Source organism: Paraburkholderia aspalathi, assembly GCF_900116445.1.
GTDB lineage: Bacteria > Pseudomonadota > Gammaproteobacteria > Burkholderiales > Burkholderiaceae > Paraburkholderia > Paraburkholderia aspalathi.
The window spans coordinates 150625-163440 of the sequence record NZ_FPBH01000019.1 but is presented as its reverse complement, the minus strand read 5'-3'; the positions used below and the strand labels follow the sequence as shown (position 1 = coordinate 163440).

Annotated in this window: 12 protein-coding genes; 11 read left to right on the top strand and 1 reads right to left on the bottom strand. The window is 61.6% G+C overall.

Going from position 1 to position 12816, the window contains the following annotated elements; all coding sequences use genetic code 11:
* Positions 1 to 86 precede the first annotated feature (86 nt).
* The 11 genes from BM438_RS26395 to BM438_RS26345 all read left to right on the top strand — a co-directional run bounded on the left by BM438_RS26395 (position 87) and on the right by BM438_RS26345 (position 11545).
* Positions 87 to 1286 (top strand): pyridoxal phosphate-dependent aminotransferase, encoded by a 1200-nt coding sequence (locus tag BM438_RS26395; RefSeq protein ID WP_093640139.1) that lies wholly within the window; start codon positions 87 to 89, stop codon positions 1284 to 1286.
* A gap of 83 nt (positions 1287 to 1369) precedes the next feature.
* Positions 1370 to 2086 (top strand): transporter substrate-binding domain-containing protein, encoded by a 717-nt coding sequence (locus BM438_RS26390; RefSeq protein ID WP_093640137.1) that lies wholly within the window; start codon positions 1370 to 1372, stop codon positions 2084 to 2086.
* Between the two features lie 27 nt (positions 2087 to 2113).
* Entirely contained in the window at positions 2114 to 3022 is a 909-nt protein-coding gene (locus tag BM438_RS26385) for a LysR family transcriptional regulator (RefSeq protein WP_093640134.1), read from the top strand.
* A 133-nt stretch (positions 3023 to 3155) separates the two neighbouring features.
* Complete coding sequence (locus tag BM438_RS26380; RefSeq protein WP_093640131.1) at positions 3156 to 3962, top strand: aspartate dehydrogenase; 807 nt, start codon at positions 3156 to 3158, stop codon at positions 3960 to 3962.
* Between the two features lie 88 nt (positions 3963 to 4050).
* The gene (locus BM438_RS26375) at positions 4051 to 5532 is read left to right on the top strand and encodes an aldehyde dehydrogenase family protein (protein ID WP_093640128.1); all 1482 of its coding nucleotides are present in this window, start codon (positions 4051 to 4053) and stop codon (positions 5530 to 5532) included.
* A gap of 66 nt (positions 5533 to 5598) precedes the next feature.
* On the top strand, positions 5599 to 6915 hold the full coding sequence (locus BM438_RS26370) for an MFS transporter (RefSeq protein WP_093640125.1): 1317 nt from the start codon (positions 5599 to 5601) through the stop codon (positions 6913 to 6915).
* 149 nt (positions 6916 to 7064) lie between these two features.
* Entirely contained in the window at positions 7065 to 7943 is an 879-nt protein-coding gene (locus BM438_RS26365) for a PhzF family phenazine biosynthesis protein (RefSeq protein WP_093640122.1), read from the top strand.
* A gap of 91 nt (positions 7944 to 8034) precedes the next feature.
* Positions 8035 to 9474 (top strand): aldehyde dehydrogenase family protein, encoded by a 1440-nt coding sequence (locus tag BM438_RS26360; protein ID WP_093640119.1) that lies wholly within the window; start codon positions 8035 to 8037, stop codon positions 9472 to 9474.
* Positions 9475 to 9579: 105 nt separating this feature from the next.
* A complete protein-coding gene (locus tag BM438_RS26355) occupies positions 9580 to 10152 on the top strand; it encodes a PLP-dependent transferase (protein ID WP_093640114.1) in 573 nt (190 codons plus the stop codon).
* Positions 10153 to 10392: 240 nt separating this feature from the next.
* On the top strand, positions 10393 to 10986 hold the full coding sequence (locus BM438_RS26350) for a superoxide dismutase (protein ID WP_244179458.1): 594 nt from the start codon (positions 10393 to 10395) through the stop codon (positions 10984 to 10986).
* A gap of 55 nt (positions 10987 to 11041) precedes the next feature.
* Positions 11042 to 11545: a DUF3455 domain-containing protein gene (locus BM438_RS26345; protein WP_093640111.1), complete on the top strand. Its 504-nt coding sequence runs from the start codon at positions 11042 to 11044 to the stop codon at positions 11543 to 11545.
* Between the two features lie 268 nt (positions 11546 to 11813).
* Here BM438_RS26345 and BM438_RS26340 read toward each other — a convergent pair whose 3' ends face one another.
* On the bottom strand, positions 11814 to 12761 hold the full coding sequence (locus tag BM438_RS26340) for an anti-sigma factor family protein (protein ID WP_093640108.1): 948 nt from the start codon (positions 12759 to 12761) through the stop codon (positions 11814 to 11816).
* Between the last annotated feature and the right edge of the window lie 55 nt (positions 12762 to 12816).

Here is a 12816-nt window from a genome sequence, read left to right as displayed (position 1 = left end):
GCTGTCGGAACCAGGCTGGAACGGCTGTCTGGCTGCTTGCAACGGATCGTCTGACAAACAATTCACAGCAAACGCAAGGCAAAAGCATGCAGGGTATTCAACAGAACGTCGACGGACGACAGCAGGCCGACCTCAGCGAATCGGATCTAGAGGCGTGGCGCGGGCGATTTCCTCGCAACGAGATCATTTCACTTCTCAATGTGAACCGGCCGTTCAACCTGGCGGAGAGCACGTCGCAGGACTTGACGCTCGGCGAACTGCTGTCTCTGCCGGGTCTCGAGGATATCCGCAATCTGAAGCTCGGCTATGGCACATCAGCCGGTTCGGTCGCGCTTCGCGAGGCAATTGCCGAGGGCTGCAGGGTTCCAGCCGAGCAGATCATCACGACACAAGGTACCGCGCTGGGTCTGTTTCTTCTCGCTTTCGAAGTTTGCCGGTCCGGCGACGAGGCTGTCCTTGCGACACCCTGCTTTCCGCCGAGCCGTGATTGCCTGCTCGGCGCCGGCGTTAGCGTCCGCGAGATCAAGCTGTCATTCGAGCATGGCTATCGGCTAGACCTGGAGCAGATCGAGGCAAATGTGTCGCCGAAAACGAAGCTGGTCAGTATCGCTTCGCCACAGAATCCGGCGGGTATCCAGACGTCCCGTGCCGACGTCGAGAAGCTCCTTGTCCTGATGGAAAAGCGCGCTCCTGACGCGATACTTTTCATCGACGAGACCTATCGGGAGGCCTCGTATGGCGACAATGCGGCGCTCGAAAGTTTCGCGGGACTCGATCCACGTATCGTCACTGGCGCGTCGGTGTCGAAGGCGCTCGGCGCGCCGGGTTTGCGCACGGGTTGGCTCACGGTGGCGAACTCGGATCTGCGGGAGCGTCTGGCCGTCGCCAAAATGAACACCGTGATCTCGGGATCGGTTCTTGACGAGACGCTCGCCGCAGCGCTTCTGCGCAACAGGGAAGGCGTGCTCGCACCGCGACGCCGCTTGCTCGCCGCTGCGCTTCAGGAACTGGCGCTTTGGTGCGAGAGCGAGCACGAGCGTATCGAGTGGGTGCGCCCTGATGCCGGCGCGTTGTGCTGCCTGCGGCTGCGTGCCGACGCATTCGACGACATTGCTGTCGCGCGTTTCTGGGATCTGCTGCCGGGTCATGATTTGCAACTCGCATCCGGCGCGTGGTTTGGCGAAAGCAGCCGTGTATTCCGGCTGGGTTTTGGCTACCTGCCGCCCGCGCGTCTCGGACCCGCACTGTCGGCACTTTCAACGGTCATGGACGCCGCTACGGCGTGACTTGTCGGCATAGGCTGGAATGAATCGCCACGCCCAAGGGCGGGCGAGCGGAATCTTAACTACTGGACATGTGGAGCACAGCTATGAAAGTAAGAATCGCATATCTCGAGGAACCGCCGTTCTACTGGACGGGTGAAGATCATTCGGCGACGGGCGCCGACATCGAACTGGCCGAGGTGGTGCTTCGGGCGATCGGTGTGACCTCCATCGAACATCAGTTGACCTCGTTCGAAGAACTTCTGCCTGGTGTGCAGGAAGGCCGGTGGGACATGAACGTACCCATTTTCGTGACCGCTGAGCGCGCCGAGCGCGTTGCGTTCAGCGTGCCGGTCTGGGCGCTGGGCGACGGCTTCCTGCTTTGTCAGGGCAATCCGAAAGCGCTGACGAGCTATGCGGCCGTTGCAGCGCGCAACGACGCGCGGCTTGGAATCGTCGCCGGGACGGTTCAGCTCGACTCTGCAAAGTCGGTCGGCGTGAGGGATAGCCAGATAGTGGCGTTCAAGGGCCAAACCGAAGCGATCGACGCGCTGCTTGCGGGAAAAATCGACGCCTACGCGAGTACGGCAGTGGGCAGCCGTGTCCTTGCCAATGCCAATCAGGAACTGGAAGTGGTGGCGCACGAATCGAGCAAGGATGGTAGAGCACCTGTCGGCGCGTTCTCGTTCAGCAAGAGCAATCCTGACCTTCTGCAGGCGGTGAATGAGCAACTTCGCAAGTACCTCGGTTCGGCTGATCACCGTGCCCGCATGGCGAAGTACGGGCTCACGCAGACGGAGCTCGACAGCGTCAGCACAACCTGAACGCAACGTCAGCGCAGCCTGTGCGGAATGATCCAGCCCCAGTCACTCAGGTATTTCGCCGAAGTCGCGCGCACGGGTTCGCTAAGACATGCTTCGGAGACGTTCTTCGTTGCACCCAGCGCGATCAGCAAACAGATTAGCAATCTGGAAAAGGAACTCGGCGCGGCGTTGTTCGACCGCTCACCGCGCGGCGCGACGCTAACCGCAGCCGGCCAGCTACTGCTCAACTACGTGAACGCCAACTCGCGCCACGTCGAGCAGTTGCACGCTGCAATGGACGACCTGAGCTCATTGCGCCATGGCGTGGTGCGGATTGCGCTGGTCGAAGCTGCCGTCCATAGCTTCATGCCCGACCTGATCACGGAGTTCTCGCGTGACCACCCGGGCATTGCGGTGCATCTCGAGGTTTGCGGAACCGCTCAGATTGTCGACGCACTCGTCGATCATCGTGCCGAGATCGGCATGGCCTTCAATGTCCTCAATCGCGACGACATCAATCTTCATGGCCGCTCGATCCAGCCGCTGCAGATGATATGCCGGCCGGCGCATCCACTCGCCGGCCGGAAAACAGTGTCAATGTCTGAACTGGGTAACGTGAGGGTTGCGTTGCCGACGCGGACATTCGGCATTCGCTATCTGATCGAAAAATCTGCCGAGCGGGCAAACGTCGCGCTTCAGGTTGCGATCGAAGCCAACTCACTGCAGGTTATCAAGAATCTCGTCAGGCAATCGGATCTTGTCAGCTTCATGCCGCCGCTCACCCTCGAGCAGGAGACGGCTCACGGATGGTTACGGGCAGTACCGCTGGACGAGCGCGATTCCGGGTCGGCGACCATCGACGTGATCAGCTTTCGCGGGCGGCAACTGTCGGTCGCGGCACAGCGTTTTCTCGACCTTCTTATCCGGCGTCTCAGGACAAGCCACCAGTCTCCCTGACCAATCACCCCCCAGTGTTCTGTTTTTGTGACGATAGACGTCACTTCGAACGCCTTCCCCGGGAAATTTGTATCCCATCTAATGCATTCATCACGTGGGGCCGAGCCCGGGCACCACGAACCGAGTGAGGGACATGATGAATGTTGGATTGATAGGATGCGGCGCCATCGGCAGCCTGCTGTACGACTTGTTGAGCCGGTACGTGCCCGCCGTCCGTGTCGTGGCTATCTATGAACGGGACACACATCGCGAGGGCGCGCGCAAGGCGCTCGACGCTGGCGCCCCGATTGTCGATAGCGTTGGCGACTTCCTTGAGAGTGATCTCGACCTCGTCGTCGAATGTGCAGGCCACGAAGCGTTGCGCAACCTGGGGCCGTCCGCCCTGGCGGCAGGGCACGACATGCTCGTCGCCTCCGTCGGTGCGTTGGCGGATCCGACGCTCGAGACGCTATTGATCGATAGCGCGACCGCTGCAGGGGCGCGTTTGCGCATTCCCTCCGGCGCGCTGGGCGGACTCGACGCGCTTGGCGCGGCGAAGTTCGCCGGCCTGCGCGAGGTGCGCTACGAATCGCACAAGGCGCCGGGCGCCTGGCGGGGCACGCCCGCCGAAGCGCTGGTTGTGCTCGACGACATCGAGCGGCCGACCGCCTTCTATGAAGGCACGGCGCGAGATGCGGCGCGCCTCTTTCCACAGAACGCCAACGTGGCCGCTGCGGTCGCGCTGGCCGGCGTCGGCTTCGATCGGACCAGGGTGGTGCTGTATGTCGATCCGCTTGCCACCGGCAACACGCACCGGATCAAGGCCGAAGGCGATTTTGGCCACATCGATATTGCGGTCACGGGCAAGACCCTGCCGAGCAATCCCAAAACCTCGATGCTGGCGCCGTGCAGTCTCGTACGTGCGATCGCAGACCTCAACCAGACCCTGGTCGTCGCATAGCCGGCGAGAGCGCTTCTCGTCGGATCCCCACGAGGATTCGCAGTGAGCGGCCAAAAATAAAAACACCGATCATAGATAAGGATGCCAAATGAAATATGACATTGAGACGCAAACCCAACCCACCGACGCCGTGCGCAGCCCCTATGACGGCGCTGTGGTCGGTTATATGCCGATTGCCGATGCGGACGCTGTCGAACGATCGATCGAACGCGCACAAGCCGCGTTCGAGATCATGCGCCAACTGCCTCGATTCACCCGCGCGGATATTCTGCAACGCGCGGCGGACCTGATCGAATCACGGCGCGACGAGTTCGTGCGCACGATCGCGGCGGAGTCGGGCAAGCCCTTGTACGATGCGCGCGGCGAGGTTTCGCGTGGCATCTTCAACTTGCATAACGCGGCTGCCGAAGCACGGCGCAGTCATGGTGAAGAAGTACCGCTCGATGTCGACGCGGGCGTTTTCGAATACCAGACCACCGATGCCAGCGGCAGCGCTACGGAATTGTCTCGTCTCGATCTCGACAAACTGGCAGACATGCGCCGTCGTGTGGGTATTGCAAGGCGTTTTCCGATTGGTCTCATCCTGGCGATCTCGCCGTTCAATTTTCCGCTCAATCTTGTCCTGCACAAAGTCGCGCCGGCGATTGCGGTAGGCAATGCAGTCGTGCTGAAGCCTGCACCGCAAACACCGCTCACGAGCCTTCTGCTGCAGGAAGTTATGCGCGATGCGGGTCTGCCCGATGGCGCGCTGGAAGTGTGTCACTGCAGTATTCCTCTTGCGGAGTCGATGGTCCGTGACGACCGCTTCGCCATGGTGACCTTCACCGGCAGCGCCAAGGTCGGCTGGCATATCAAATCGATCGCAGGCCACAAGAAAGTCGCGCTTGAGCTTGGTGGCAATGGCACGGTGATCGTGGCGGAAGACGCGGACCTTGATCTTGCAGCGGCGCGGTGTGTTCGCGGCGGCGTGGTGTTCGGTGGACAGTATTGCATTGGCGTACAGCGCATTCTCGTACACGAGAATGTACGCGCCCAGTTCGAGACCAGGCTGCTTGACAAGGTGCGTGCGTGCAAGGTCGGCGATCCGATGGAAGAGGGCGTCGACGTGGGTCCGGTGATCGACGAGAAGTCGGCTATCCGCATTCAGGGCTGGATAGACGCAGCGCTGACCGGCGGCGCGCGTCTGCTGGCCGGTGGCCCGCGTGTCGGCGCAGTCGTGCAGCCGACCGTGCTGGCGGATACCCAACGCGGAATGCTGGTCGAGGACGAGGAAATCTTCGGACCCGTACTCACGCTCAATAGCTATCGCACATTCGATGAAGCTGTAGAGCGTGCCAACGATTCACGCTATGGCTTGCAGGGCGGCCTGTTCACACGGGACCTGCAGCGCGCGTTCCGGGCGCTGGAGAAATGGGATGTGGGCGGCCTGATGATCAATGACGTGCCGATCTATCGCATCGACAACATGCCTTTCGGCGGCTGGAAGGAATCCGGCACCGGCCGCGAGGGCACACGTTACGCGATGGACGAGATGTCGGAAATCAAGCTGCTCGTGATCAACTATTCGTGAAGCCAGGTCGCGCGTTTCGCTGAACGCTGCGAAACGCGTCTTCCATGTCCTCTTCCAGGATCCAACATGTCGACGTCTCCCCTGAACATCCCCTCCTGCGACCTCGAAGATGACGCCCCGACCGGGCGCAGTCTCTATCGCAAGCTCACATGGCGGCTCGCCCCATTCCTGGGTCTATGCTTCTTTGCCGCGTTTCTGGACCGCGTGAATGTAGGCATTGCCAAGCTGCAGATGCTCGATTCACTTGGATTTAGCGAAACGGTGTACGGGCTCGGCGCCGGACTGTTTTTCGTCGGCTATATCCTGTTTGAAGTGCCCAGCAACCTGATACTCGAGAAAGTCGGCGCCCGCTTCTGGATCGCGCGCATCATGGTTACATGGGGCGTGCTTTCAGGGCTGACGATGTTCGTGAAGACGCCCGGGCAGTTCTATCTCGTGCGTTTCCTGCTGGGCGTGGCGGAAGCCGGGTTCCTGCCCGGCGCACTGCTTTACCTCACCTACTGGTTTCCCGACGCGCGGCGCGGCCGGATCGTCGCACTCTTCATGGTGGGCTTGCCGCTGTCGAGTCTGATCGGCGCGCCGCTCTCAGGCTGGATACTGTCGGTCTTTGACGGCGTGCATGGCTTGCGAGGCTGGCAGTGGCTGTTCGCGCTGGAAGCAATGCCTTCCGTGCTGCTTGGTGTGCTCGTTTATATCTTCCTGCCGAAAACGCACCAGGGTGCGCGTTTTCTCAGCGCTGCCGAACTCGCGAGGCTAAAACGGGACATCGGAATCGATCGGGAGGAGAAGAAGGAGCATCGGCTGGCTCAGGCCTTTGCCAATCCGAAAGTATGGGTGGTGGGTTATCTCGACCTCTGCGTACTGCTCTGCTTCTATTCGATCAGTTTCTGGATGCCCACGATGCTGCGCGATGCCGGCGCGAGAAGTGCGATCGAGATTGGCGCGCTGATGGCAATCCCCAATGGCCTGGCGGTTGTCATGGTTCTGCTAACCGGGATCAGTTCCGACCGGTTCCGGGAACGTCGCTGGCATGTTGCCGTGCCCTTGCTGTGCTCAGCGTTTGGCCTGATCGCAAGCGCCTTTTTCCCGGGCAGCGTGCCCGCCATCGTCATCCTTCTCTCGGTGGCTAACGCCGGGGCCGCGGCGGCGATGCCGGTGATCTGGGCGCTTCCGTCAACGTTTCTTCGCGGCACGGCAGCAGCAGCCGGTATTGCATTCGCGTGCTCGATTGCCAATCTTGGAGGCTTCGCGAGTACCTATTTCCTTGGCTGGCTGAAAGACCGGACACATAGCGTGGGCACGGGTGTCATCACGTTCGGTATCTGCCTGCTGCTGGGTTGCGTGCTGGCGCTGGCAATGCCGAAGCGGGTCGTCAACCGGTGAGCGCTTGCCATTCTGGTCAGGCGAAATTGTAATGGTTGCATAGGCGAAAAACTGTGACTGTTACGCTTGGGCGGCACGCGCTACGATGCATGTGTTGCACTTGCATCTAAAGAATGCCCAGATGTCCACTGGAGTCAGACGAGGCGAACATGAAACGATCTTATAAAGTGGTTGACGTCTTCACCGCGAGGCCGCTTCTGGGCAATCCGGTGGCCGTGGTATTGGACGCTGAGGGCCTGACCACTGACGCGATGCAAGCTGTCGCGCGCTGGACCAACCTGTCAGAAACGACCTTTGTCCTTCCGCCCACAACAGCCGGGGCCGACTATCTCTTGAGGATCTTCACGCCGCGTAGCGAGCTTCCCTTCGCGGGACATCCGACTCTGGGTAGTGCTCACGCAATCGTGGAAGCGGGGCGTGTCGCACCGCGCGAAGGCGGTCGATTGATTCAACAATGCGGCATCGGCCTCGTTGAATTGACGCTCGAGGAGCGAGGCGAAGATCGCCTGCTCACGTTCAACCTGCCACCTGCGAAGCTGGAGCCGTTGCACGCGGAAGATGTGGCGGAGCTGGAGCTGATCCTCGGGTGCAAAGTGGACCTCAAGACTGCGCCAGGTGTCGTGAATGTCGGCGCCATCTGGATTGTGGCGCATCTGAACGATGCCGCTTCCGTGCTCAATCTTCAGCCGGATTTCGCGAGGTTGGCGGACCTCGAGCGCCGCCTCGGTGTCACGGGCCTGACCGTATTCGGCACGCGCGAGCATGGAGACGATGCGGCAATCGAAGTGCGTACCTTCGCGCCATCCTGTGGGGTGGAGGAGGATCCTGTCTGCGGAAGCGGCAACGGCAGCGTGGCGGCCTTCCAGTGGCAACGCGGCCTGTTGCCGCGAGGCGGAACAGATTACGTGGCTGCTCAGGGACGGTGTGTCGGTCGAGACGGGCGAATCAAGGTAAGCGTGGATGCGAACGGGAATGTGCGCGTGGGCGGTTCCTGCGTCACATCTGTGGAGGGCTCGCTTACGCTCTAGACAGGGACCGGACGCGAGACGCGCTGAAACAGCTTGCGCGTTGGCTTCTGAAATTTTCCGCATTCGCAAGAAAGGACGCAGGCGCTTCGAAATGAATTCCGCATTCCCCATTGACTCATCGCCCGGCTTCATCTCGGTCACCAATCCCTTCGATGGCGTCGAAGTCGGCACGGTCGTGAACATTCCACCGGAAGGCGCGCAAGTGCTGATACAGACCGCGAAGGAGGGCGCGCGCGTTTGCCGTAACCTGTCCCGCCACGAACGCTCTCGCGTGCTCGAAACCTGCGCATCGCTCGTGGAACGCGATAGCGACGCCTTTGCGAATCTCATCGTCGCGGAAGCGGGTAAGACGATCAAGCAGGCCCGGAAAGAAGTGCTACGTTGCGTGAACACGCTCAAGCTATCCGCCGATGAGGCACGTCGAAACGCAGGTGAGGTCGTGCCGTTCGACGCGTACGGCGGATCGGAAAACCGCCAGGGGTGGTTCACTCGGGAACCGCTCGGCATTATCGTTGCGATCACGCCGTACAACGATCCACTCAACCTGGTTGCGCATAAGCTCGGGCCGGCAATCGCCGGCGGCAATGCCGTCGTTCTCAAGCCCTCCGAACTCACGCCGCTGTCGGCGATCAAGCTTGTTGGATATCTGGTGGCGGCCGGCATGCCGCCGAACGTCGTGTCGGTTGCGACAGGTGGCGCAGCGCTCGGCGAAGCACTCGTCTCGTCCCGGGACGTCAGAATGATTTCGTTTACCGGTGGATTCGCAACCGGAGAGAGAATAGCCAGCTCCGCAGGCCTCAAAAAGCTTGCGATGGATCTGGGCGGTAATGCACCCGTCATCGTTCTGAACGACTGCGACCTTGAGGACGCTGCTACGTCGTGTGTGTCAGGAGCGTTCTGGGCCGCAGGCCAGAACTGTATTGGCACGCAACGCATTCTGGTTCAGTCGTCCATCTATGACGCGTTCAGGACGCGTTTCGTTGCCGGCACCAAAGTGCTCAAGACGGGCAATCCCGCGTTGCCTGATACGGACGTCGGGCCGATGATCACGGCTCAGTCAGCGGCTCGCACGAGACGCGTGGTGGATGCCGCGCTCAGTCAGGGAGCCACACTGCTGTGCGGCAATACTCAGGACGGTTCGCTTTACTCGCCGACGGTACTTGAGGACGTCAGCTTCGAATGCGACCTGTGGAAGCAGGAAATATTCAGCCCGGTTGTCGTTCTTCAGCGGATTGAGACACTGGATGAGGCGCTTTCGCTCGCCAACAGCTCCGAATACAGTCTGCATGCCGGCATCTTCACCAATGATCTGCATGCCGCGCTCAAGGCAGCCGACAGGCTGGAGGCCGGCGGCGTCATGATCAACGACTCGTCGGACTACCGATTCGACGCCATGCCGTTCGGGGGATTCAAGTACGGAAGCCTCGGCCGCGAAGGTGTCAGATTTGCGTACGAGGAAATGACTCAACCGAAGGTCGTGTGCATCAGGAAGGCGGTATATGACAACCATGAACAGTCAGAAACGGCCTGATAAGGACGAACCGGCAAGCCTTTCTTTCGCCAGCCAGGCCGTGCATGCCGGGAACGTCATTGACGCCACGACGGGCGCGATCCGTACGCCGATCGTCCCACGAAGGTGGCGGATGTCCGGGCGCTTGCAAAGATCGCGCACGATGCCGGCGCCATGCTGTCGATCGACGCAACGTTCACGCCCCCGCCAATGTTTCGCGGCCTTGAACATGACGCGGATTTCGTGGTTCATGCGCTGACGAAGTACATCAACGGGCATGGCGATGCGATGGGCGGTGCCGTGATCGGGCGCGCGGAGCTGATTCGCCGTCTGAAGGCCGATGCGCTTGTCGATGTGGGCGCTTCAATCTCGCCTTTCAATGCGTGGCTGATCATGCGGGGTTCGGTGACCTTGCCACTGCGTTTGGCTCAGCACGTGGCTACGGCGCAGAGGGTCGCCGAATTCCTCGACAAGGATCCGCGTGTTGCCTTCGTAGCGTTTCCGGGATTGCCTTCCCATCCTCAACATAGACCCAGCCGATCTGATTGCGGATATCGAGGCGGCGCTCGACGAGACGTTCGCCTGACTGACAACGTGCTGCGTGCTTTCCAGTTGGAGGTGCGGTTGAAATTCCGGGCCGTGCTGGCGGATCAACGAGCGCTGGCCGCGTGGGGGAAATTTCAACGCGAAGTGGAATAGATCGCAAGGACGAACTGTTGTATGAGCAGCCCGGGTGAACCGGTCGCCCACACAACAACAGGTTCGGACATGCTCAATTCCCTTATTTCCCGGCGACGTCTGATGGCCGCGGGGTCCATGGCCTCATTCAGCGTACTGTTTTCGAAGCTTGCCTACGGCGCGGTCACAGGCGACGCCGGGCCCGCCGCAAGCACGGCGACGAGCGTCGTTCCGGCATTTCTCGGCTCGTCGCCGCAAACACTGCCGCCGCTGCCATGGGCTGACAATGCGCTTGAGCCGACCATTTCGGCGCGCACCATCGGCATTCATTATGGCAAGCACCACCGGGCCTATTTCGACAATCTGCACAAGCTTCTTGCCGGCACGCCGCTCGAACAGGCATCGCTCGAACAGATCATCATGCAGTCGCATGACCAGCCCGCGCTCGCAGACATTTTCAACAACGCCGCGCAGGCATGGAACCACAACTTCTACTGGAACTCGCTGAGCCCGGCGCCGAGCGCGCCGAGCGCGCCGAGCGAGAAACTTCAGGCGGCGATCACCCGCAAGTTCGGTTCAGTCGACGCACTCGCGAAGGCGCTCGTCGCAACGTCGGCATCGCAGTTCGGCAGTGGCTGGGGATGGCTCGTGCTCGATCGCGGAGAACTCGCGGTCGTCAAGACGAGCAACGCGGAAACGCCGTTTACGCGTGGACTCGTACCGTTGCTAACCGTGGATGTATGGGAGCACGCGTACTACCTGGACTATCAGAACCGTCGACCGGACTATCTGGTCGCGACGGTCTCGCGTCACCTGAACTGGGCGTTCGCCTCAGCCAATCTTGACCGTGTCTGACAGGACGCGGGGCAGTTTCACGCTTTCATCGTATCGGGTCAAAAGGAGCATCGCCATGATTCGCTTGCCACGCAAAATGCGCCATTCAATCAGCGCCGTATGGTTGTTGGCAGTAGTCGGCACGCCGGCTGGCGCTGCGCCGATCGACCCGCCCGATGCGCGAGTGCTATTAAGCACCGCCGCATCCGGCGTCCAGATTTATTCCTGCGAATACGATGCGAACCACACGCTCGGCTGGGTGTTTCGCAGTCCGCGCGCCACGTTGTTCGATACGGCAGGGGCCGCGGTGATCGAGCATTCGGCGGGACCCTCCTGGGAAGCTCGCGACGGCAGCCGGATCGTAGGCCATGTCCTCGCGCAGACGCCGAGCGAAACGCCGAACGGCGTGCTGCAACTGCTGCTGGGGACGCGCTCGACAGGCGAGAAGGGCCTGTTGAGCGAGGTGCGCTACGTGCAACGCACGATGACCGCAGGTGGCGCTGCGCCGACAGCGCCTTGCACCGTCGAACACGCGACAGGCAGCTCGCCGTATATCGCCACCTATACTTTTTTCAAGTAGTAAGCGGCGGCGGACGGCACCCCATAAGATGCGTGACTAGTCGCTCATCTGCTTGCAGCATCCGTGACTGCACAGCGAGAGCGACGAGCTTGCCGTTGTCGTCCTGAATCTGCACGACACCTTGGCGCGGCGACACAGTCAGATCTGTCGCCGCGCCAAGCCACGTGTGTTGCTCGAATGTTGACGATGCCGGTCAACGCCGGCCTCTTCAACACAACAGGGAAGGGAGGAACGGCGTATCGAGGACAGCGCGCGAAAAGGGCGCGGGCTAGGTCCCGAAGAGCGGCGCGGTGCGGCGGGTGGAAATGCTATTGCCCAGCGCATTCAGATCGAGACCGCGGGGCGGCCCGATCAGTGCGTAGCCGAGTTCGGACTGACGCCAGGTGACGACCGTCATCGACGCAACCCGCTGCGTTGCCGTGCCCGCGTCGGGCTTGGCCTCCTTCGTCACGCACAAGGCGACGGGCGCGCCCTGTTTGGGCAGATAGACGATCTGAATGAGCGGTTTGTCGTTGAAACGCAGGCGCTGCACGCGCTTGAACGTAAGGCCGTAAGCGCTCAGGTCCGGAATGCGAATGGCGAGGCCATCGTCGTCGCGAATCTGCGCGGTGGTTTTCGCCACCAATGCAGGGTCGGCTTCGACGTTTGCGAGCGTGTCACGAGAATAGAGTTGTTGATAGCTGGCGGCGGCCATGACCCAAGGCGACACTCCGCTTCCAACTGACGCCACCGATGCGCCGGCCATCGACGCAGGCCCGGTGCCGCTTCCGAGGCGCAGCACGAACCCACAGGTGAACGCCCCCGCGACGAACGCGACGGCGAGCCACGCTGGCGCGATGCGCAAGCGCGAGCGGACCGCCGCGGACGCCTCGGCGCCGGCAGGATGCGGCACGACGGCATCGTTGACGCTCGCATCGCGTCCGGCCGGCGCGACCGCGTCCTGCCGGCCCGGCGCTTCGTCGTTCCGGGCGGCATCTTGCGCAGACTGTTTTGCCTCGCGTGCCATCCCGGCAATCCGCGCGCTCAGGCTTTCGGGCACCGGCGGCAGAGTCTGCCGCGCGAACGCTTCCGCGTAGGGAAGACGCGACGCCCTGAGCCTCTCGACGCGTAGCATGGCGTCGGCTGAGCCGTTCAGCGCGCGCTCCACGGCTTCGCGTGCGTGGGCGGGCAGTGTGCCGTCCACGTAGGCCATCAGTTCGATGTCGTCCGGATTCATAAGGCCTGTCTTTCACTCTTCGCGGAATGGGACGCCTTGCCCAAACCTGCATGAC